Annotated in this window: 18 protein-coding genes; 14 read left to right on the top strand and 4 right to left on the bottom strand. The window is 39.4% G+C overall.

The window, feature by feature from the left end; genetic code table 11:
* Both RYL77_RS07020 and cbpJ read left to right on the top strand, forming a co-directional pair.
* A partial coding sequence (locus RYL77_RS07020; protein WP_315010762.1) for an LPXTG cell wall anchor domain-containing protein occupies positions 1-644 on the top strand: 644 nt, incomplete at its 5' end.
* Between the two features lie 333 nt (positions 645-977).
* On the top strand, positions 978-1,919 hold the full coding sequence (gene cbpJ / locus RYL77_RS07015; RefSeq protein WP_315010761.1) for a choline-binding protein CbpJ: 942 nt from the start codon (positions 978-980) through the stop codon (positions 1,917-1,919).
* Positions 1,920-2,035: 116 nt separating this feature from the next.
* Here cbpJ and RYL77_RS07010 read toward each other — a convergent pair whose 3' ends face one another.
* Complete coding sequence (locus RYL77_RS07010) at positions 2,036-3,268, bottom strand: MFS transporter (protein WP_315010760.1); 1,233 nt, start codon at positions 3,266-3,268, stop codon at positions 2,036-2,038.
* A 10-nt stretch (positions 3,269-3,278) separates the two neighbouring features.
* Positions 3,279-5,738, bottom strand: coding sequence for a lanthionine synthetase LanC family protein (locus RYL77_RS07005; RefSeq protein WP_315010759.1), 2,460 nt, complete (start codon positions 5,736-5,738; stop codon positions 3,279-3,281).
* A gap of 696 nt (positions 5,739-6,434) precedes the next feature.
* Between RYL77_RS07005 and RYL77_RS07000 the strand changes: the two genes are divergently transcribed.
* From RYL77_RS07000 to RYL77_RS06960, 9 genes are all read left to right on the top strand, one after another.
* On the top strand, positions 6,435-6,764 hold the full coding sequence (locus RYL77_RS07000; RefSeq protein WP_315010758.1) for a transposase: 330 nt from the start codon (positions 6,435-6,437) through the stop codon (positions 6,762-6,764).
* 228 nt (positions 6,765-6,992) lie between these two features.
* Positions 6,993-7,871 (top strand): mevalonate kinase, encoded by an 879-nt coding sequence (gene mvk / locus RYL77_RS06995; protein ID WP_315010757.1) that lies wholly within the window; start codon positions 6,993-6,995, stop codon positions 7,869-7,871.
* On the top strand, positions 7,853-8,806 hold the full coding sequence (gene mvaD, locus RYL77_RS06990) for a diphosphomevalonate decarboxylase (RefSeq protein WP_315010756.1): 954 nt from the start codon (positions 7,853-7,855) through the stop codon (positions 8,804-8,806). Before mvk ends, mvaD begins: the two co-directional genes overlap by 19 nt.
* Positions 8,793-9,800 (top strand): phosphomevalonate kinase, encoded by a 1,008-nt coding sequence (locus tag RYL77_RS06985; RefSeq protein ID WP_315010755.1) that lies wholly within the window; start codon positions 8,793-8,795, stop codon positions 9,798-9,800. Before mvaD ends, RYL77_RS06985 begins: the two co-directional genes overlap by 14 nt.
* Complete coding sequence (fni, locus tag RYL77_RS06980) at positions 9,784-10,794, top strand: type 2 isopentenyl-diphosphate Delta-isomerase (RefSeq protein ID WP_315010754.1); 1,011 nt, start codon at positions 9,784-9,786, stop codon at positions 10,792-10,794. Before RYL77_RS06985 ends, fni begins: the two co-directional genes overlap by 17 nt.
* 76 nt (positions 10,795-10,870) lie before the next feature.
* Complete coding sequence (gene liaF, locus RYL77_RS06975; RefSeq protein WP_315010753.1) at positions 10,871-11,569, top strand: cell wall-active antibiotics response protein LiaF; 699 nt, start codon at positions 10,871-10,873, stop codon at positions 11,567-11,569.
* The gene (locus RYL77_RS06970; RefSeq protein ID WP_315010752.1) at positions 11,566-12,561 is read left to right on the top strand and encodes a sensor histidine kinase; all 996 of its coding nucleotides are present in this window, start codon (positions 11,566-11,568) and stop codon (positions 12,559-12,561) included. Before liaF ends, RYL77_RS06970 begins: the two co-directional genes overlap by 4 nt.
* A gap of 13 nt (positions 12,562-12,574) precedes the next feature.
* Positions 12,575-13,207: a response regulator transcription factor gene (locus RYL77_RS06965; RefSeq protein ID WP_143952896.1), complete on the top strand. Its 633-nt coding sequence runs from the start codon at positions 12,575-12,577 to the stop codon at positions 13,205-13,207.
* A gap of 339 nt (positions 13,208-13,546) precedes the next feature.
* The gene (locus tag RYL77_RS06960) at positions 13,547-14,737 is read left to right on the top strand and encodes an N-acetylmuramoyl-L-alanine amidase family protein (protein WP_315010751.1); all 1,191 of its coding nucleotides are present in this window, start codon (positions 13,547-13,549) and stop codon (positions 14,735-14,737) included.
* Between the two features lie 82 nt (positions 14,738-14,819).
* On the opposite strand, the gene RYL77_RS06955 is transcribed toward RYL77_RS06960, so the two are convergent.
* Positions 14,820-15,695 carry a helix-turn-helix transcriptional regulator gene (locus tag RYL77_RS06955; RefSeq protein ID WP_315010750.1) on the bottom strand — a complete coding sequence of 292 codons (876 nt, stop codon included), beginning with the start codon at positions 15,693-15,695 and terminating at the stop codon, positions 14,820-14,822.
* 352 nt (positions 15,696-16,047) lie between these two features.
* Between RYL77_RS06955 and RYL77_RS06950 the strand changes: the two genes are divergently transcribed.
* The 3 genes from RYL77_RS06950 to tig all read left to right on the top strand — a co-directional run bounded on the left by RYL77_RS06950 (position 16,048) and on the right by tig (position 19,747).
* Complete coding sequence (locus tag RYL77_RS06950) at positions 16,048-16,947, top strand: NlpC/P60 family protein (RefSeq protein ID WP_315010749.1); 900 nt, start codon at positions 16,048-16,050, stop codon at positions 16,945-16,947.
* Positions 16,948-17,058: 111 nt separating this feature from the next.
* Positions 17,059-18,243 carry an N-acetylmuramoyl-L-alanine amidase family protein gene (locus RYL77_RS06945; protein WP_315010748.1) on the top strand — a complete coding sequence of 395 codons (1,185 nt, stop codon included), beginning with the start codon at positions 17,059-17,061 and terminating at the stop codon, positions 18,241-18,243.
* 220 nt (positions 18,244-18,463) lie between these two features.
* Positions 18,464-19,747 (top strand): trigger factor, encoded by a 1,284-nt coding sequence (gene tig / locus RYL77_RS06940; RefSeq protein ID WP_070479836.1) that lies wholly within the window; start codon positions 18,464-18,466, stop codon positions 19,745-19,747.
* Positions 19,748-19,900: 153 nt separating this feature from the next.
* Here tig and RYL77_RS06935 read toward each other — a convergent pair.
* The coding region (locus RYL77_RS06935) for an ATP-dependent RecD-like DNA helicase (protein ID WP_315010747.1) at positions 19,901-22,251 on the bottom strand (2,351 nt) is incomplete at its 5' end.

Below are 22,251 nucleotides of genomic sequence, written 5' to 3'. Positions count from 1 at the left end.
AAGCTAAGGTAGCAGAAGCAGTTAAGAAATCAAACCCAACAGTAACAGATGTTAAAGTTGGCAAAGATGGAACAACCACAGTAACATTCCCAGATGGTACAACAGCCGTTATCCCATCAGGTGATACAGTTAAGAAATCTAATCCAACAGCAACAGATGTTAACGTAGGTAAAGGTGGCACAACAGCAGTAATCCCAGCTAATAAAGCAGATGATAAGTCTAAGGATGCAGATGGTGTTAAAGATCCATCAGTAACACTAGTTGTAGATCCAAGCAACTTGACTGAAGCAGACAAAGCTAAGGTAGCAGAAGCAGTTAAGAAATCAAACCCAACAGCAACAGATGTTAAAGTAGGTAAAGATGGTACAACAACAGTTACCTTCCCAGATGGTACAACAGCTGTAATCCCAGCTGATAAAGCAGTTACATCTGCTGAACAAGGTTCACATGGAGTGGCACCAGCTGGTAAGGCAGTTACATCTGCTGAACAAGGCTCAAATGCAGCAACACCAGCTAAGAAAGCAGGAGCGAAAGAGTTGCCAAATACTGGTACAGAACAATCTAGCGCTTCACTTGCTCTAGCACTTCTTGCAGCAGCAACAGGGGGACTCCTTATCGCGAAAAAACGCGAGGAAGAAGAGTAAGAAATTACCTTGATAAAATAATTTATAGGATAAACATTCTATAAATTTAACGAAAAGAGATTGGAACACTATGTTCTAGTCGCCCCCAAAAAGATAGCATCTCCGAAAGGAGATGTTATCTTTTTTACTAGTGAATTAAATGATAGTTTATTATCGCATTATTTTAATACTCAATGAAAATCAAAGAGCAAACTAGGAAGCTAGCCGCAGGCTGTACTTGAGTACGGCAAGGTGAAGCTGACATGGTTTGAATTTGATTTTCGAAGAGTATAAGGCCGTCATATTGACATACAATTTAATTTTTACTATAATTCTTGCAGGAGGATACGTCTAATGAAAATAATAAAAAAATTGATGCAAATTGCATTAGCAATCTTTTTCTTTGGTTTGCTAGCGACAAGTGCAGTATTGGCGGATGATGCTGATTCAGAAGGTTGGCAATTTGTCCAAGAAAATGGTAGAACCTACTACAAGAAGGGGGAACTCAAAGAAACCTACTGGCGAGTGATTGATGGTAAGTACTATTATTTTGATCCTTTATCTGGAGAGATGGTGGTCGGCTGGCAATATATTCCGTTTCCATCTAAAGGTAGTACAATTGGTCCTTACCCAAATGGTATCAGATTAGAAGGTTTTCCAAAGTCAGAGTGGTACTATTTCGATAAAAATGGAGTGCTACAAGAGTTTGTTGGTTGGAAAGCATTAGAGGTTAAAACTAAAGACAGTGTTGGAAGAAAGTATGGGGAAAAACGTACAAATCCGGAAGATAAAGAAGAGAAGAGTTTTTACACGAACTATTACTTTAATCAAAATCATTCTTTAGAGACAGGTTGGCTTTATGACCAGTCTAATTGGTATTATCTAGCTAAAACGGAAATTAATGGAGAAAACTATATTGGTGGTGAAAGACGTGCAGGTTGGATAAATGATGGTTCAACTTGGTACTATCTAGATCCAACAACTGCTACAATGCAAACTGGTTGGAAACAACTTGGCAATAAGTGGTACTACCTCCGTTTATCAGGTGCAATGGTAACTGGCTGGTATCAAGAAGGCTCAACTTGGTACTATTTAGATGCTGAAAATGGTGATATGAAAACGGGCTGGCAATACCTTGGTAACAAGTGGTACTATCTCCGTTTATCAGGAGCTATGGTCACTGGTTGGTTCCAGGTCAATGGCAAATGGTACTACGCTTATAGCTCAGGTGCTCTGGCAGTGAATACGACTGTAGATGGCTATTCTGTCAACTATAATGGCGAATGGGTTCGGTAATGACAGGGCGCTTATAATTATATTAGAACACTCGCTTAATCAAAGGAGTGACTTATTGTACTTGACCTGACGATTGGGGAGATTAAAAGCATGTGAAATCTACACATGCTTTTTCGTTAGTTATGAGTGTTGAACTTGACTAACCATTGACAAAAGATAAGAGTAATCAAAATAAGATACAAAAATATCAATGCCAACTGCACCGAAACGCCCGATGCTATGGATAGGGCTAATAGGGAGAGCAGAGACGGGGCGAGAATGTCCACTGTGCTCAGAGCAGAGCCCACCGTCCCCATCTTGTCACTGGGGATATAGGCAAAGACAGCTGCTTGTAGGCGAGGGCTGAGAATGCCGATAATCGTAGAACTGATGAAACTGGTCATGAAAATCACGATATAGGCTTGACAAAAGATACTAGTTATTAGAGTCAATAGGGAAATCTCACAGAAAACCAAGAGGTGCGTGAAACGGATATTTTTAAATAGATTACTGCTGGTCATATTGCCAAGGATAGCTCCACAAGAAATGATGATGGAGAGCAGGGCGAGGAGTTGCCCAATGCTCAGTTGTGCTAGTGTCTGTTGGATGAAGCGGAGGGCAATCAGCCGAGGAGACACATCCAAGATGGCAATCATACTGGTCGTCAGAAACAGTAGTATGACGGTCTCTTTTAATCTCAGGAGCACAGCCAGCGACTGTCTAAGATGTTGAAAATATTTCTTAAAAGTCAGTGCTGTATGTGACATTTCAATCCTTTTTTCAACCTCATACAAGGTATGTCGAATAACATACAGGCCCAAAAAGGCAATGACAAAAGTCAGAGTGTTGATAAGGGAAATAGTTTGAATACTCATAACATTGATAAGGAACGCGCCAGCCAGATTGGCAACAATGCGGACAGCCCTCATCAGTGACTGCCTGAACCCCATGGCATCATGCAGGTCGTCCTTAATTACACTGATGTAGAGGGCGTTCATCATGTAGGCAGACAGGTAGCTCAAGGTGTCAGAGATGAGGTTGATGATGACAATCATAATGACTGAAACTAATGAAAAGGGCGACAAGACGAGAAATACTGTCAAAATAGCGTAGAGCAGGATTTTGATTTTGGAAATCCAGAGTGCGTGTTTGACTCTATTTTCTTGAAAATCTCCTAGAATCCCGAGAAAGAGTTGAGATAGTAGGGGAACCATCTCTGAAATGGAAATCAGTAAAATCGCTAGCGGAGCGAAATTGTACTGAGCCACATAATTGATAATGGCGAGGTAGAAAATACTGTCGCCGAATGATGAAAAACAGCTGTTTAGCAGCAACTGTCTATATATGTTGTTTGTCCAAAATAATTTCATACTTTTCCCCTTATGTCTGCACATCGAATGGGAATTTATTATTTAATAGACACCAATATACCCCCATGCTTCCTATTCCGAAGTCAAACAAATCTGCTTTACCACTATCTCCTTGAAACATCAGTAAACCGTGTTCATCTCGTTCAGAACATGCTAAAATTACCTGTTGGATTTTTTTCATCAGTAATTTGTTTTGATTGTAGACAGTGGTTTGTAGTAAGCTAGTTATTCCGTGGCAATATCCTGTCATCATTTTTAGATGATGGTTAAAAATAAATTCTTGATATTTACTAATAATATCTTTGTTTCCGTCACAATCGTACATACAAAGATATAAGATTATTCCGGAAATTCCTTCGCACCAAGAAAGTTGTAAATTTCCTAAATTTTCAGTATTAGAAGTAACTTTTTCTAATAATTTTTTTAATTCAGTATGGAATGTATGGAGATCATTATAGAACATAGAAGGTTCTAAGACTTTAGAATAGGCAAATAAAGCATATGCAATTCCACAATATCCATGAGCAAAGCTATAGTCTAAAATCGTTTCTTTGGCTGTATCTCTTTGTAGGAAATAATGATAAATTTCCCCTATACTATTGTGGATGAAAATTTTAAGAGTATTGTCATTGGTAAATTGATAGTATTTTATTAATGATAATAGGACACCAGATTTTCCCAATGCAAAGTCTATTTCCTCTAGAGTATCATAATTCTCTATTAATTTCTTAGCGGTGTCGTTTGCTAATTGTAGATAGTATTGATTTTTACTGATAGAAAATAAATGTAGGAGTAACCATAGATAGCCTGCATCACCAAATAGCAGTGAGTATTGATATTCATATGTGTGTGTCGTTCTAATTGTCACTGCCTTCTTGATGATAGAGAGTATTTTAGAATCCAGTTCTGGGTGGTACAATTTATTTAGAGGAAACAGTAGTCCAGCTATTCCGTGTTGGAATGATAAATTACTTACGAAATTTCCAAATTCTGTTGAAGAAGTGATCCTTCCTTCAGAATTTACAGTTTTATCTAGTAAAAATCGTAGAACACTATTACATTCTGTTTTGTAATCATATTTATGTTCCTCTATTTTTTTAATTTTGACTAAATTATTTGTTTGACTTAAATTTAGTAGATATTGTAACCAAAATAGTTGCTCATCTGTGAGCTGACCTTGAGTATGTGATAGTTCTAGTAATTGTTCTATTTTGTTCAGTACAGTTATATGATATTTAGAGTCGCCTTTAAGAAATTTTAATGTTCCACTCGTAAATATAGAATATCCTAGCATACATAGAGCAAAATACACTTGTCCAATAGTACTTTGTTTTAAGTCTACATCAGGATTGACAAAAAAAGGTGTGTGTACATTACGTACAGTAGTCATGATAGGTTCTAAGTTTTCTAAGTCAATCAAAAAAACATCATCAGTTTTAGAAGAGTATAGAAAATTTGAAGGTGATAAGTCCCCGATTTTATATCCCTCAGAATGAATATCATTTAGAATATCAACTATTTTATTCATAATACCTATTCTTTTGTTTGTATCGATGTTTGACTGTTTCAAAAAATTAAGTAAGTCTACTCCATCTATAAAATCTTGAACTACGAAGTAATCATCTGAGATATAAAAATCTTCTATAAAGTATCCAGTATATGTCTTGGATTCAAATGATTGTAATAATAATGCTTCATTACGTAATTCATCGTTAGCATAATACTTCCCCTCAAAATCATACGATAAGAATGGGCGACACTGCTTAATAATAACTTTTTGGTGAGTTGAGCTTAGAGAGGCTCTATATACATTTCCTCTGTTGGATTTTTTTAGTATACACTCCATATTATAGTTTGTAATAGGGGTGTTTGATTGACTTTGAGTTTTAACATCAACTAAAAAATAATCTTCTAGCTCTTGATTTGTAAATAGAGGTTTAACATATGTAGGTAGAATTGGATAATTAAGCCTTTTATCTTCTACGAAATTGCCAGTATTATCTTTGATAAGATAAAGTAATTTTTTGTTTTGTTTATCATATCTTCTAATTTTTTTGAATGCTCCAAAGCGATAATGTACAGGAGAGTGGCGTCCACATTGAAAATCTGTCAGTATTCTAGGGGCTTTGAATTCTGTAAGAAGTGATACTAAGTCAAGAATAGCACTTCTTGCCTCTCCTGAACTATTATTGTAGATTGTAATAAATTTGTTTGCAGTTGGTGATATTTCTCGGGGAGAGTTAATCTTTTTTAGTCTATGAATATTCTTACAAACTTTAAAGCAGTATTGATGTTTAATTAGAAAAGGTAATAGTATACGGAATATTTTCTTATAATCTTTTAATTGGGTGCTAATATGAATTTTCCACCCTTGGTCTACCGTAAGATTCTGTTTTGCAATATAACACCAATCTTCATCTTCAGTATATACTATATTATTAGACAAAAGACTGTTTTTTATAAAATCCATACATTTCTCCTTACAAATAATACTCAATGAAAATCAAAGAGCAAACTAGGAAGCTAGCCGCAAGCTGTACTTGAGTACGGTAAGGCGACGCTGACGTGGTTTGAAGAGATTTTCGAAGAGTATAAAATAAGCCTCTTTCGACTGTTTTGCGGAAAGAGGCCTGTTATATATTAGTTATCCAGTGACGCTACAACTGACACCACATGTGATGTCACAAAGCTCTAGCATATCTTGTTCGTTTGTATTTTCACTTGGTAGCATTTCGAGTTCGATTAGAGTGCTCATGTTTGACCCCCCATAATATTATTTACAGTTTTTGTCCGGTAAGGGTAGCTGTATGAACCTTAAGTGATATACATTGATTGAATAGGATCCTTTAGTTAGATTCAATCAATCTATAACACATCAATATAATAACTCTTTTAGGATGACTTGTCAAATATTAGTATATATTTTTACATCTTGAATTGTCAAATTAAGTGTATACAATAGAATGAAATAAGAAATGAACAAATCGATTAGGAAAGTTAACTTAATTTCTAGAAATGTTTTAGCAACTATAGCGTACTATTCTAGCTTCAATAAACTATAGCTTTCCCGTAGCATACTTCATAAGATAAGGCGTTTTCCACTTAAGAAATTTTCGTGGTCGATTATTTAGAACCTGTATTCACAAAAAAATGTTAAACTAGAGTTATGACCCGCAAAGCATATGATACTGATTTAAACGATCAAGAATGGGCTAAGATTGAACCCTATTTCTCCAAACACTGCACCTATAAATGGTCGAAACGAGTACTTGTTAATGCGACTTTGTACGTCACTAAAACAGGTTGTCAATGGTGCATGCTCCCTCACGACTTTCCTCTTTACCTAACGGTATGGAGTTTCTTTCGTCGTTCTATGACGACAGGTTGGTTTCAGGTCAATGGCAAATGGTACTACGCTTATAGTTCAGGTGCTTTAGCAGTGAATACCACTGTAGAAGGCTACTCTGTCAACTATAATGGCGAATGGATCCGATAATGAAAGAGGCGATTGTGAAGGAAACAATCGCTTTTTTTGTGAAAATATAATAAAATAGATAGGAGAGAATAAATACTTGTAGGAAAAAATAATACTCTTCGAAAATCAAATTCAAACCACGTCAGCGTCGCCTTACCGTACTCAAGTACAGCCTGCGGCTAGCTTCCTAGTTTGCTTTTTGATTTTCATTGAGTATGGGACGGCTTTTTCGTCTAGCAAAAGGAAAAAATGACAAAAAAAGTTGGTGTCGGTCAGGCACATAGTAAGATTATTTTAATAGGGGAGCATGCGGTCGTTTACGGTTATCCTGCCATTTCCCTGCCTCTCTTAGAGGTGGAGGTGACTTGTAAGGTAGTTCCTGCAGAGAGTCCTTGGCGCCTCTATGAGGAAGATACCTTGTCCATGGCAGTTTATGCTTCGCTGGAGTATTTAGATATCACAGAAGCCTGCATTCGCTGTGAGATTGACTCGGCTATCCCTGAGAAGCGGGGAATGGGTTCGTCAGCGGCTATCAGCATAGCGGCCATTCGTGCGGTTTTTGACTACTATCAAGCCGACCTGCCTCATGATGTACTAGAAATCTTGGTCAATCGGGCGGAGATGATTGCCCATATGAATCCTAGTGGTTTAGATGCTAAGACCTGTCTCAGTGACCAACCTATTCGCTTTATCAAGAACGTAGGATTTACAGAGCTTGAGATGGATTTATCCGCCTATTTGATAATTGCCGATACGGGTGTTTATGGTCATACTCGTGAAGCCATCCAAGTGGTTCAAAGCAAGGGTAAGGATGCTCTGCCGTTTTTGCATGCCTTGGGAGAATTGACTCGGCAGGCAGAAGAAGCGATTTCACGAAAAGATGCTGAAGGATTGGGACAAATCCTCAGTCAAGCGCATTTACATTTAAAAGAAATTGGTGTCAGTAGCCCTGAGGCAGACCATCTGGTAGAAACGGCTCTGAGCCATGGTGCTCTGGGTGCCAAGATGAGCGGTGGTGGGCTTGGAGGTTGTATCATAGCCTTGGCAAGCAATTTGGCTCAAGCTCAAGAACTAGCAGAAAGATTAGAAGAGAAAGGAGCTGTTCAGACATGGATAGAGAGCCTGTAACAGTACGTTCTTACGCAAATATTGCTATTATCAAATATTGGGGAAAGAAAAAAGAAAAAGAGATGGTGCCTGCTACTAGCAGTATTTCTTTGACTTTGGAAAATATGTACACGGAGACGACTTTGTCATCTCTACCGACGGATGCGACAGCTGATGCCTTTTACATCAATGGTCAGCTACAAAATGAGGCTGAGCATATTAAAATGAGTAAAATTATTGACCGCTACCGTCCAGCTGGTGGGGGCTTTGTTCGTATCGATACTCAAAACAATATGCCTACCGCAGCGGGCCTGTCTTCAAGTTCTAGTGGTTTGTCCGCCCTGGTCAAGGCTTGTAATGCTTATTTCAAGCTTGGTTTGAATCGGAGCCAGTTGGCGCAGGAGGCTAAGTTTGCCTCAGGGTCGTCCTCTCGGAGTTTTTATGGGCCACTAGGTGCCTGGGATAAGGATAGTGGGGAAATTTACCCTGTAGAGACAGACTTGAAACTAGCTATGATTATGTTGGTGCTAGAGGACAAGAAAAAACCAATCTCCAGCCGTGACGGGATGAAACTTTGTGTGGAAACTTCGACGACTTTTGATGACTGGGTGCGTCAGTCTGAGAAGGATTATCAGGATATGCTGGTTTATCTCAAGGAAAATGACTTTGCCAAGGTTGGGGAATTAACGGAGAAAAATGCCCTTGCTATGCACGCTACGACCAAAACAGCATCACCGGCCTTTTCTTATCTGACCGATGCAAGCTGTGAAGCCATGGACTTTGTCCGCCAGCTTCGTGAGCAAGGGGAGGCCTGCTACTTTACCATGGATGCTGGTCCCAATGTCAAGGTCCTCTGTCAGGAGAAAGACTTGGAGCATTTATCAGAAATCTTCGGTCAACGTTATCGCTTGATTGTGTCAAAAACAAAGGATTTGAGCCAAGATGATTGCTGTTAAAACTTGCGGAAAACTCTATTGGGCAGGCGAATATGCTATTTTAGAACCAGGGCAGTTGGCCTTGATAAAGGATATTCCCATCTATATGAAGGGGGAGATTGCTTTCTCTGATAGTTACCGTATCTACTCAGATCTGTTTGATTTCGCAGTAGACTTAACGCCAAATCCTGACTATAGCTTGATTCAAGAAACGATTGCTTTAGTAGAGGATTTCTTGATTTATCTAGGTCAAACTTTAAGACCTTTTTCTCTAGAAATCTGTGGAAAAATGGAACGAGAAGGGAAAAAGTTTGGACTGGGTTCTAGCGGTAGCGTCGTTGTTTTGGTCATCAAGGCTTTGTTTGCTCTCTATGATCTTTCGGTTGATCAAGAACTCTTATTCAAGCTGGCCAGTGCTGTCTTGCTCAAGCGAGGAGACAATGGCTCTATGGGGGACCTTGCCTGTATTGTGGCAGAGGATTTGGTTCTCTACCAGTCGTTTGATCGCCAAAAGGTGGCTACTTGGTTGGAAGAAGAAAACTTAGCGACTGTTTTAGAGCGTGATTGGGGCTTTTCAATCTCACACGTACAACCTGCCCTAGAATGTGATTTCCTAGTGGGATGGACCAAGGAAGTGGCTGTATCGAGTCACATGGTCCAGCAAATCAAGCAAAACATCAGTCAGAATTTTTTAAGTTCCTCAAAAGAAACAGTGGCTACTTTGGTAGAAGCCTTGGAGCAAGGAAAAGCCAAAAAAATCATTGAGCAGGTGGAAACAGCAAGTCAGCTTTTAGAAGGCTTGAGCGCAGATATTTACACGCCTTCGCTTAGACAGTTGAAGACAGCTAGCCAAGATTTGCAGGCTGTTGCCAAGAGTAGCGGTGCTGGTGGTGGTGACTGTGGCATTGCCTTGAGTTTTGATGTGCAATCAACTGAAACCATAAAAAATCGCTGGGCCGATCTGGGGATTGAGCTCTTATACCAAGAAAGGATAGGACATGACGACAAATCGTAAGGACGAGCACATCCGCTATGCCCTTGAGCAGAAAAGTTCCTATAATAGCTTTGATGAGGTGGAGTTGATTCATTCTTCCTTACCTCTTTACGACCTGGATGAAATCGATCTTTCCACAGAGTTTGCAGGTCGAAAGTGGGATTTTCCTTTTTATATCAATGCCATGACAGGGGGGAGTGATAAAGGCCGAGAAATCAATCAAAAGTTGGCTCAGGTGGCGGAAGCCTGTGGTATTTTATTTGTAACGGGTTCTTATAGCACAGCCCTAAAAGATCCAACAGATGACTCATTTTCTGTCAAGTCTAGCCATCCAAATCTCCTTCTTGGAACCAATATTGGATTAGACAAGCCTGTTGAGTTGGGACTTCGGACTGTAGAAGAGATGAATCCTCTTCTCCTGCAGGTGCATGTCAATGTTATGCAGGAGTTGCTCATGCCCGAGGGAGAAAGAAGGTTCAGAAGCTGGCAATCGCATCTAGTAGACTATAGCAAGCAAATCCCCGTTCCTATTGTCTTAAAGGAAGTCGGCTTTGGGATGGATGTGAAGACCATCGAAAGAGCCTATGAACTGGGTGTTCGAACCTTTGACCTGTCAGGTCGTGGTGGCACCAGTTTTGCCTATATTGAAAACCGCCGCAGTGGTCAACGTGATTACCTCAATCAATGGGGCCAGTCCACCATGCAAGCCCTTCTCAATGCCCAAGACTGGAAAGACAAGGTTGAACTCTTGGTCAGTGGTGGCGTTCGGAATCCGCTGGATATGATTAAGTGCTTGGTCTTTGGTGCCAAGGCTGTAGGCCTGTCTCGAACAGTTCTGGAATTGGTTGAAACCTATTCAGTTGAAGAAGTGATTGGCATTGTCCAAGGCTGGAAAGATGATTTACGACTCATCATGTGTGCCCTTAATTGTGCCACCATAGCAGATCTACAAAAAGTAGACTATCTTCTTTATGGAAAATTAAAAGAAGCAAAGGATCAGATGAAAAAGGCGTAACCATCGCCTTTTTTCCATCTTCAGACCGAGGTGACTTTTTTGAATTGTGATAAAATAGAAGGGAGAGGATGAACCTATGAGAAAATTTAAAATCTTTTTATTTATCGAAGCCTGTCTTCTGACAGGAGCTCTGATTTTGATGGTATCAGAGCATTTTTCGCGTTTTCTGCTGATTTTATTCCTCTTTTTGCTTTTGATTCGCTATTACACTGGTAAAGAGGGCAATAATCTTCTTTTAGTGGTGGCAAGCATTCTCTTCTTTTTCATCGTCATGCTCAATCCCTTTGTGATTCTAGCTATTTTTGTTGGGGTCATTTATAGCCTCTTTCTTCTTTATCCGATGATGAACCAGGAAAAAGAGCAGACCAATTTGGTTTTTGAAGAGGTGGTAACGGTTAAGAAGGAGAAAAATCGTTGGTTTGGCAATCTCCATCATTTTTCAAGCTACCAGACTTGCCAGTTTGATGATATCAATCTCTTTCGCCTCATGGGCAAGGACACCATTCATCTGGAGAGGGTTATCCTAACCAATCATGACAATGTCATTATCCTCAGAAAGATGATAGGAACGACCAAAATCATTGTGCCTGTAGATGTGGAAGTCAGTCTCAGCGTTAACTGTCTCTATGGTGATTTGACTTTTTTCAATCAGCCCAAGCGAGCCCTCCGTAATGAACACTATCATCAGGAAACGAAAGACTATCTCAAGAGTAATAAGAGTGTCAAGATTTTCTTGACCACTATGATTGGGGATGTTGAGGTGATTAGGGGATGAAAAAACAAGCCTATGTAATGATTGCTCTCACCTCCATCCTGTTTGTCTTATTTCTGTCCCACAGCTTGCTGGAAATCCTTGACTTTGACTGGTCTATTTTCTTGCATGATGTAGAAAAAACAGAAAAATTTGTCTTTTTGTTGTTGGTATTCAGCATGTCCATGACCTGTCTCTTGGCCCTGTTTTGGAGAGGTGTTGAAGAGCTTTCTCTAAGAAAAATGAAGGCCAATCTCAAGCGTTTATTGGCAGGGCAAGAAGTGGTTCAGGTTGCTGATCCAGATTTGGATGCCAGCTTCAAGTCCTTGTCAGGGAAACTTAATCTTTTGACAGAAGCTCTTCAAAAGTCTGAAAATCACAGTCTTACTCAGGAAGAGGAAATCATCGAGAAAGAACGAAAGCGGATTGCTCGGGATTTGCACGATACCGTTAGTCAGGAGTTGTTTGCGGCCCACATGATTTTGTCAGGTGTCAGCCAGCAGGCTTTGAAATTGGATAGAGAAAAGATGCAGACCCAGTTGCAGAGTGTCACAGCTATTTTAGAAACTGCCCAGAAGGACTTGAGAGTCTTGCTCCTGCATTTGCGACCGGTTGAATTGGAACAGAAGAGCTTGATAGAGGGGATTCAAATTCTCCTAAAAGAGCTTGAGGACAAGAGTGATCTCAGAGTTAGTCTTAAGCAAAATGTGACGAAATTGCCTAAGAAAATCGAGGAGCATATCTTCCGTATCCTGCAAGAGTTAATCAGCAATACTCTTCGCCATGCTCAGGCATCTTGTCTGGATGTCTATCTCTATCAGACAGATTTTGAATTGCAGCTGAAGGTGGTGGACAATGGGATTGGTTTCCAGTTAGGGAGTTTAGACGACTTGAGTTATGGACTCCGTAATATCAAGGAGAGGGTCGAAGATATAGCTGGAACAGTTCAACTCTTGACAGCTCCCAAGCAAGGACTGGCAGTTGATATCCGTATTCCCCTGATTGATAAGGAATGATAAAGGAGTAAAGATGAAAATTTTACTAGTAGATGACCATGAAATGGTCCGATTGGGCTTGAAAAGCTACTTTGACCTCCAAGATGATGTAGAAGTTGTGGGTGAGGCATCCAATGGATCTCAAGGCATTGAGTTGGCCTTGGAATTGCGTCCGGATGTCATTGTCATGGATATTGTCATGCCTGAGATGAATGGAATTGATGCGACCTTGGCTATCCTCAAAGAATGGCCTGAAGCCAAGATTTTGATTGTGAGCTCTTATTTGGATAATGAAAAAATCATGCCCGTCTTAGATGCAGGTGCTCGTGGCTATATGCTCAAGACTTCTAGTGCAGATGAATTGCTTCATGCCGTCCGTAAGGTGGCTGCTGGGGAGCTGGCCATTGAGCAAGAGGTCAGCAAGAAGGTCGAATACCACCGCAATCACATAGAACTACATGAGGACCTGACTGCACGTGAACGAGATGTACTTCAACTGATTGCTAAGGGTTATGAAAATCAGCGTATCGCAGATGAACTCTTTATCTCTCTCAAGACGGTCAAGACCCACGTGTCCAACATTCTTGCCAAACTTGAGGTTAGCGATCGCACCCAAGCAGCGGTCTATGCTTTTCAGCACCACTTGGTGGGACATGAAGAGTTTTAGCAGTTATATAAAATAATGTTGGAGAAATGACTTGATTTAGTATCAAAGAAGCGAGTAAGTACAACTAGCGTGATAAAATATTTTTTTCACAATATTTTTATGTTATTTGTTGACATTCATTTTATAGGGGAGTAGAATAGAGTTATAAATAGATAAAATAATATATTGACTATAAAAAAGATTGATATAAACTCAAAAGGGGGTTAAAATCATGTCCCTGTAAATCATTAAAATAAGGTCACTAGAGCGTTAAGGTCTTTATTTCATCTCTTTAAGAGTGCTATAAAAATATGGTCAAACTAACTCTATCTCTCAGTTTCAATTCGTGGAGGAATAACTATGAAAAAATCTAAATTACTCACACTTGGTTTGCTTGCAGGTGCTGGTCTGCTTTTATCTATCAACCAAGCACAAGCTGCAGATACTTGGGTTAAAAATGGTTCTGATTGGAATCTTTCTCAAGATGGCAGTCTAGCTAAGGATAAATGGGTGCAAAATGCTGGCTCTTGGTATCACTTCGACAGTACTGGTAACATGCAGACAGGCTGGCTCAAAGATGGGAATACATGGTATTCACTAGCAGATAGTGGCGCCATGCGTACTGGCTGGTACAAGGAAGGTAGCACCTGGTACTCACTAGCAGATAGTGGCGCTATGCGTACAGGTTGGTACAAAGAAGGATCAACTTGGTACTACCTAAAAGGCAGTGGCGCTATGGCAACAGGATGGGCGACTGCAAGTGGTAAATGGTCTTACTTTGAAAAATCAGGTGCTATGGTCGCAGACAGAGCTGTTCCAGCCAGCGATGGAGAAAGTTATGTCATTGGTAAGGATGGTTATATGTTGACCAAACTTCCAAGTCAGGTTGAACAAGATCCTTTTGATGATACAGTTATTACAGATATCGTTACTTTGTCTGATGGTTATGACTATCACCTTGTTCATAAGAAAGATGGAGTTGTTATCGAAAAGAATGCCTGGTATATCAAACCTATTGTTGAACGTTTTTCTTATCAAAAGATTGGCGATATAAAACGAAATACTTTAGATGCAATTACTGATAATAAAAAACCAGGGGAAGAAATTGATCCTAAAGCTGTCATAAAGAATTTCCAAAACTTACCAAATAAGTATTACTTTGGAGCAGATGGACGTAAGGTTGCGAATCTACCAGAATTCACTACTCACTTCCCTATTCAAAAAGTTGGATCTGAACTTTATCTTAAAAACTCAAGTCCAGTTATTAGTCTAGACTCATCTGGATTGACAATTAATGACAATAAACTTTATCTAAGAGCTGCCAATGATCATAATGGTAAACTTGTAACTGGATATTTCACAATGTTTATGGACGGATTATTATATAAAGATCACCATATTTTGGGCTATGCAGATGAATCTGGTGAAATCGTGAAGATGAAAGTTTTGCCTAATGATTTCCGTGGTCATATTGAAAAAGGATTTTCCGGTTTTTATGGAGAAACTGTTCGATATGACAGTTCAACAGGAAATGTTTCTGTTGTGAAATAAACTATCTGACATAGTAAAATAAAAAAAGCGAACAGCTTCGTTTTCTAGGAAGTCATGTTCGCTTTTATTCATAATGTAATAGTTATTGTTTGGTCTCTATTTCAAAAAAATCTACTTGATAATAATCACGAACTTCTTTTTTCATTTCCTCTAGTAATCGACTTTCATCTGTTGATTCGAGTAAGGATAGTCCTTTATTAATCATAGCATGTTCCTCAGTAACGATTCCCAGACGTACTTGAGCTACACCCAATAAATCGTATCGTTTCATTTTTTTTGATAAATCAAGACATTCTTGAATTAAGCATAGACAGGCATCTTTCTTCCCTGCTTCAAGGTACATTCGTGTCATATTGGCTAGAATGGAGTAATGAATACTTTGAACTGGGCGATAATCTGTGTATTTATTTAGAGATTTTACAAGTCTTTGACGTAGCATTTCTAGTGAATCAATAGGGAAATGGAAAATAATCATCACTAGCAATCGTAAATCTGAGAGGAACCACTGATCTCTTTTTTCCAATTCTTTCCATAACTCCTCAGCCAAGGCTTGAGCTTTATCGGAAAACTGATTTTCAATCACTTCTATAAAAATGGTTAGTTCTTTCACAGCATGTTCTATTGGGATATCATTCTGCACATCATCTAGATAAATTTGACATTTTGATAGCAGTGTCTTCATTTCTTCTAGATTAGGTGAAGAAATGACTTGATAGTATTCTGAAAATAATTTCTTACGAGAATCCATTTGGTAATGTTGACAAATATAATGAAATTCATCGAAACACATATCAATTTGCCTCAACAACAACTCCATAGTATCATACCTAGGAGTAGAATGATTATTTTCAAACTTCGATAAGTTAGAATGAGTAATGTAGTCCCCACAGACCTCATTTTGTGTAATCCCTTTTGACTTACGAATGTATTTATAAACTGAACCAATATCCCACCGCATATTTTTGCCTCCAGAAATGTTCCAAAAGTAGAAGTTTTAAGAAAATGTTTATATTTAGTATATCATAAAGATGTGGGGTGGGCAATGATGGTGGAAAGAAGGTGTTAAAGACTATGAAAAGGATTACTAATTTTACTTACGTTTTACCAATTTTTATATCTTTTTTAACTTGGTTTTTAGGAAATTAAACAAGAAAAAGGATGAGATGATGTTTCCGTAATCTAAATCAAAGTAATGTCACATAAAAAATACATAGAATTGTTGTACTCTTAACCATTATTAGAAGTTATTTATAATATTAACTTTGTTAGTAGTTCCAATAAACATTAACTTAAAAGAAAGGATTTTTGTCATGAAAAAATATATTACTTATGCAGCTTTATTACTTACTTCAGGAGCTTTGTTATCAACTACTTATGTAGTTAGTGCAGAAACTACAACGTCTACCACTAAAGTGACTACATCACAAACAACTTCACAGTATACAAGCGAGAAAGAAGCAATTGATCAACTTGTTAAAGAAGGTAAAATTAAGGTTGAAGATGCGGAACAAGTTAAGTTGGTAGGATTTTCTCCCAGAGAATTAACTCAAGTAGAAGGTAATCAAGAAAAAATAGCATTTAATCAAAATAGAGATGATAAAGGAACTTGGATGAAAACAGATGGTCGCTGGTGGTTCAAATATAGTTCAGGTGGGTATGCTAAACATTGGGAATTGTTAGATGAGAAATGGTATTATTTTGATGATCAAGGTTGGATGAAATCAAATGAGTGGATTAACCCAGATGGTAATTGGTATTATCTTTCAAATGATGGTGCTATGTTAACTGGTTATAATCGAGTTGGAGGCACCCCTTATTTCTTTAGGACAAGTGGAGCTCTAGTTGAAAATAAAGGAGAAGCTGTAGCTGAATATGCAGAAACCTTTGTAGGTAAAATCCCCTATGTTTGGGGTGGGGCAGATTTGGATAGTGGCGTAGATTGCTCAGGATTTACGATGGCTATTCATGCTAAGTTTGATATTTATATTGGGAGAACAACTGAAGAACAAGCTGAAGGAGGGCAATTTATATATAGTGGCTCACAACTTCCTGGAGATTTAATATTGTACAATGGCGACCAAGGTTCAAATCAACATGTGGGTATTTATGTTGGTGGTGGCAAGGTAGTTCATGCTCCAGATAGAGGTCAAGATGTTTCTTATATGAATCAATACGGAATGGATCAAAATACAATCCGTAGATATTGGTAATATTGTCTAGTTTTTCATAATATTATTGGTTTTGGCTATGAAAAGTATTAGAATATAGCTAAATAAAGAGGGAAGTCCTCTTATAGCTATTCAATAAAAGAGGAAATAACTATGAAAAAATCTAAACTACTTACACTTGGTTTGCTTGCAGGTGCTGGTCTACTTTTGTCTATCAACCAAGCACAGGCTGCAGATACTTGGGTTAAAAATGGTGCTGACTGGAATCTTTCACAAGATGGCAGTCTTGCTAAAAATAAATGGGTACAAAATGCTGGTTCTTGGTACTATTTTGACGATTCTGGTAATATGCAGACAGGCTGGCTCAAAGACGGTGATACATGGTATTCCCTAGCAGATAGTGGTGCTATGCGTACTGGCTGGTACAAGGAAGGCAATACCTGGTATTCCCTAGCAGATAGTGGCGCCATGCGTACAGGTTGGTACCAAGAAGGGTCTACATGGTATTACCTCAAAGGCAGTGGCGCTATGGCAACAGGATGGGCGACTGCAAATGGCAAATGGTCTTACTTTGAAAAATCAGGTGCTATGGTCGCAGACAGAGCTGTTCCAGCCAGCGATGGAGAAAGTTATATCATTGGTAAGGATGGCTATATGTTGACTTTAAAAAATAGCCCTTATAAAAATGGTGACATTGTTCGTTTAGGCGATGGATATGAATATCTGATTACAGCAAAATTTGACGGAAATAACTTTACTGATGTTATCGTGGATAAAAACACTTGGTATATCAAACCTGAGTTCAAGAAATTTTCCGACAAATACGGGGATGAGGTTGCAAATACTACCTTAGCTTTAGTGGATAATAAAGAAGAAGGACAAGAAATTGATCCTACAGCTGTTATTCGTAATTTCCAAAATCTGCCAGGTCGATATTACTTTGGAGCAGATGGTCGTAGAGTATTACCACTTCCAGAGATGACAACTAGATCAGAAATCAAAAAAGTTGGCAATGATCTTTATCTAGAAGACCCAGGTGTACGACTTAGACTTCCATCTACTAGCTTCACAATCAATAACAATAAATTATACTATTTAGATGAAGCTAATGGTAAGCTTAAAACAGGTTACTTTGTATTGATTGATGACGGTATGTCTACAACCCACTATCATTTCCTTGTATATGCAGACCAATCTGGTGAGGTTCTTAAGATAAAACGCTTACCATCAAGATTTATAGATTATTTTGATAAAGAAATCGATGGTTTCTATGGTCAAAAAATTAAGATTACACAGCCAAATAAGTATGAATATTACAAGGTTCTTGTGGTTAAATAAGAAAAACGAATCGCCTAATGAGGGATGTTTGGGCGATTCGTTTTTTACTGTAATCAGCCATCATTAAGCATCTTTTATAAGATTATATTCGAAAACTAAAGAAAACTAAGAAGAAACCGTACTTCCAGCATGATTGAAAAGCGCAGTCATTACTTGAAAAAAGTCGCTCGTTTATGTTATAATAGACTGTATTTAAAAAATTTTAAGGAGAAATGACAGAATGTCTGTATCATTTGAAAACAAAGAAACAAACCGTGGTGTCTTGACTTTCACTATCTCTCAAGACCAAATCAAACCAGAATTGGATCGTGTCTTCAACTCAGTGAAGAAATCTCTTAATGTTCCAGGTTTCCGTAAAGGTCACCTTCCACGCCCTATCTTCGATAAAAAATTTGGTGAAGAGTCACTTTACCAAGACGTTATGAACGCTCTTTTGCCAAACGCTTATGAAGCAGCTGTAAAAGAAGCTGGTCTTGAAGTGGTTGCTCAACCAAAAATTGACGTAACTTCAATGGAAAAAGGTCAAGACTGGGTTATCACTGCTGAAGTTGTTACAAAACCTGAAGTAAAATTGGGTGACTACAAAAACCTTGAAGTATCAGTTGATGTAGAAAAAGAAGTAACTGACGCTGACGTTGAAGAGCGTATCGAACGCGAACGCAACAACTTGGCTGAATTGGTTATCAAAGAAGCTGCTGCTGAAAACGGCGACACTGTTGTCATCGACTTCGTTGGTTCTATCGACGGTGTTGAATTTGACGGTGGAAAAGGTGAAAACTTCTCACTTGGACTTGGTTCAGGTCAATTCATCCCTGGTTTCGAAGACCAATTGGTAGGTCACTCAGCTGGTGAAACTGTTGATGTTATCGTAACATTCCCAGAAGACTACCAAGCAGAAGATCTTGCAGGTAAAGAAGCTAAATTCGTGACAACTATCCACGAAGTAAAAGCTAAAGAAGTTCCAGCTCTTGACGATGAGCTTGCAAAAGACATCGATGAAGAAGTTGAAACACTTGCTGAATTGAAAGAAAAATACCGCAAGGAATTGGCTGCTGCTAAAGAAGAAGCATACAAAGATGCAGTTGAAGGTGCAGCAATTGATAAAGCTGTAGAAAACGCTGAAATCGTAGAACTTCCAGAAGAAATGATCCACGAAGAAGTTCACCGTTCAGTAAACGAATTCCTTGGAAACTTGCAACGTCAAGGTATCAACCCTGATATGTACTTCCAAATCACTGGAACTACTCAAGAAGACCTTCACAAACAATACGAGGGAGAAGCTGAGTCACGTACTAAGACTAACCTTGTTATCGAAGCAGTTGCTAAAGCTGAAGGATTTGATGCTTCAGAAGAAGAAATCCAAAAAGAAATCGAGCAATTGGCAACAGACTACAACATGGAAGTGGCTCAAGTACAAAGCTTGCTTTCAGCTGATATGTTGAAACACGATATCACAATTAAAAAAGCTGTTGAATTGATTACGAGCACAGCAACAGTTAAATAATCTTATACTCTTCGAAAATCAAATTCAAACTGCGTCAGCTTCACCTTGCCGTACTCAAGTACAGCCTGCGGCTAGCTTCCTAGTTTGCTCTTTGATTTTCATTGAGTATTCATAAACAAAAATCCCACCTGACTAGGTGGGTTTTCTGATGCACTATTTTCTAAAAATCTCTTTGAGATCTGCGTCTGTAATCCCAATCATGGCTGGGATGCTGTCCCAGTTTTCTTCTGTCAGGATGTAGGATTGTTCAGAGTCGCTTGATGTGGCAGTTTCATAGATAGCTGTTTGCTTTTCTTCAACATTCTCCAGTAAATCACTGAAGCGTTCAATCAGATAGGTTTTTCGGGCAGTTCCGATGTGCTGGGTAGCATAGTCAAAGGCCTGTAATTCGCCTAGTAAGATAAGCTTGCTTTTGGCGCGTGTAATGGCTGTGTAGATGAGATTTCGCTCCAGCATACGCCTACTAGCACTGGTAATCGGTAGGATGACAACAGGGAACTCACTTCCCTGTGATTTATGGATACTCATGGCATAGGCTAGGCGAATCTTGTACCATTCGTTACGTGGGTAAGAGACCTCATTGCCATCAAAATCCATGACAATTTCGTCTTGTTTTGACTCGGTATATTTACCGGGAATCAGGTCTGTGATAGCTCCTAAATCCCCATTAAAGACATTGATTTCAGCATCGTTGACCAAGTGAATAACCTTGTCGCCCTTCCGATAGTGGCACTGGGGAGCTTCAAAACTGAGCTGGTTTTTTTGTGGTGGATTGAGGAGGTCTTGCATGAGCTGGTTGATGGCATCAATCCCTGCCGCCCCTCGGTACATGGGAGCCAGAACTTGGATATCACGGGCAGGGATGCCACTTCTGAGGGCAGCGCCTAAGATTTTCTCTATAGTGGCAGGAATATGGCCACTAGCAATTTCAAAGTAGGAACGGTCTGCTTTTTTCTGGGTGAAATCAGCTGGCAAGATGCCCTGTCGAATCTGACTAGCTAGGGTGACGATGGTTGATTCTTCGCTTTGCCGATAAATTTTTTCCAAGCGAGTCTGAGGAATCAAAGGAATATGAAGCAGGTCCGCTAGAACCTGTCCAGGACTGACAGACGGTAGCTGGTCGCTGTCTCCCACGATGAGGATTTTACTGTTAGAAGAGATGTTGGAGAAGAGTTGATTGGCCAGCCAAGTATCGACCATGGAGAATTCATCTACGATGATAAAGTCGGCATCCAGATAATCTTCCAGATGACTGGTATCATCGTCCCCTGTCATTCCCAAATGGCGGTGTATGGTCGCGCTAGGCAAACCTGTCAATTCATTCATACGCCGAGCGGCTCGGCCAGTTGGAGCAGCAAGAAGAATGGGCAGGTTGCTTTTTTTCCTGAGGTCGAGTCCTTCTAAGAGGGCGTAAACAGCGATAATCCCATTGATAACAGTTGTCTTACCAGTACCAGGCCCACCTGTCAGGATAAAGACCTTGTTCTGGATAGCGTCACAGATCGCCTGTTTTTGAATGCTATCATACTCAATCCCTAGTTCTTGCTCGACAGTAGTGATATGTTTTTGAATGGTTTCCATATCTTGGCTCTTCTGTTTCCCTTTTTCAAGGATACGAACCAAGTGACTGCGGATACCTTCTTCAGCAAAAAAGAGGCTGTTGTCAAAAATCTTGGTGTCAATCTGCTGAACCTTGTCTTCTTCAATGAGGTAGGAGAGTTCTTGGGCCACTTGGCTGGGATCTAGTTCCACAGGACGGGAAGACTCAAGGAGAGTAAGGGTTTGCTCAAGCAAATCTCTTGCTTCAACATAGGTATCCCCTGTTTCCATACAGGCCTGAAAAAGACTATGAACTAGACCAGCACGGAAGCGTTCAGGAGCCTGACTTTCGATGCCTAGTTCCTCCGCTAATTGGTCAGCAATGGTAAATCCCAAACCCTTGATATCCTCAACCAGCTGATAGGGATAATTTTCAACCACATCAATGGTTTCTTCCTTGTAAAAGTCTTGAATCTGGAAGGCTAGTTTATTGGGAATGCCGTAGTTGGCTAGCTTTGCCAAAACCATCTCCGTTCCGTAGTTGAGACGAAGAGTGGAGACGAATGCCTCGCGATTTTTGGCAGAGAGCCCTGAGATACCTTCTAGCTTTTCTGGGTGTTGCAGAATTTCGTCAATGGTATTGTCACCATAGGTGTCCACGATTTTCTGAGCTGTCTTGAGACCAATTCCCTTGAAGTGGTTACTTGAAAAGTACTTAACCAATCCCTTGCTAGTTGGTTTTGCGCGTTCATAACGGCTGATCTGCAGTTGTTCCCCATACTTGGAGTGCTGGACAATTTGCCCCCAAAATGTATAGTCTTCTCCCTCAATCACATCAGCCATGGTTCCTGTAACAATGATTTCAAAATCATCAAAATCCGCTGCGTCCGTATCTTCGATTTCTAGGAGAAGGATGCGATAAAAATTGCTGGGATTTTCAAAAATAATCCGTTCAATGGTTCCTG

The organism is uncultured Streptococcus sp., from assembly GCF_963516515.1.
GTDB lineage: Bacteria > Bacillota > Bacilli > Lactobacillales > Streptococcaceae > Streptococcus.
This window is presented reverse-complemented; position numbering and strand designations above follow the sequence as displayed.

Excerpts from the sequence above, each read along its gene's own strand:
- cbpJ (WP_315010761.1), top strand. The coding sequence starts at position 978 with ATGAAAATAATAAAAAAATTGATGCAAATTGCATTAGCAATCTTTTTC.
- RYL77_RS07010 (WP_315010760.1), bottom strand. The coding sequence starts at position 3,268 with ATGAAATTATTTTGGACAAACAACATATATAGACAGTTGCTGCTAAAC.
- RYL77_RS07005 (WP_315010759.1), bottom strand. The coding sequence starts at position 5,738 with ATGGATTTTATAAAAAACAGTCTTTTGTCTAATAATATAGTATATACT.
- RYL77_RS07000 (WP_315010758.1), top strand. The coding sequence starts at position 6,435 with ATGACCCGCAAAGCATATGATACTGATTTAAACGATCAAGAATGGGCT.
- mvk (WP_315010757.1), top strand. The coding sequence starts at position 6,993 with ATGACAAAAAAAGTTGGTGTCGGTCAGGCACATAGTAAGATTATTTTA.
- mvaD (WP_315010756.1), top strand. The coding sequence starts at position 7,853 with ATGGATAGAGAGCCTGTAACAGTACGTTCTTACGCAAATATTGCTATT.
- RYL77_RS06985 (WP_315010755.1), top strand. The coding sequence starts at position 8,793 with ATGATTGCTGTTAAAACTTGCGGAAAACTCTATTGGGCAGGCGAATAT.
- fni (WP_315010754.1), top strand. The coding sequence starts at position 9,784 with ATGACGACAAATCGTAAGGACGAGCACATCCGCTATGCCCTTGAGCAG.
- liaF (WP_315010753.1), top strand. The coding sequence starts at position 10,871 with ATGAGAAAATTTAAAATCTTTTTATTTATCGAAGCCTGTCTTCTGACA.
- RYL77_RS06970 (WP_315010752.1), top strand. The coding sequence starts at position 11,566 with ATGAAAAAACAAGCCTATGTAATGATTGCTCTCACCTCCATCCTGTTT.
- RYL77_RS06965 (WP_143952896.1), top strand. The coding sequence starts at position 12,575 with ATGAAAATTTTACTAGTAGATGACCATGAAATGGTCCGATTGGGCTTG.
- RYL77_RS06960 (WP_315010751.1), top strand. The coding sequence starts at position 13,547 with ATGAAAAAATCTAAATTACTCACACTTGGTTTGCTTGCAGGTGCTGGT.
- RYL77_RS06955 (WP_315010750.1), bottom strand. The coding sequence starts at position 15,695 with ATGCGGTGGGATATTGGTTCAGTTTATAAATACATTCGTAAGTCAAAA.
- RYL77_RS06950 (WP_315010749.1), top strand. The coding sequence starts at position 16,048 with ATGAAAAAATATATTACTTATGCAGCTTTATTACTTACTTCAGGAGCT.
- RYL77_RS06945 (WP_315010748.1), top strand. The coding sequence starts at position 17,059 with ATGAAAAAATCTAAACTACTTACACTTGGTTTGCTTGCAGGTGCTGGT.
- tig (WP_070479836.1), top strand. The coding sequence starts at position 18,464 with ATGTCTGTATCATTTGAAAACAAAGAAACAAACCGTGGTGTCTTGACT.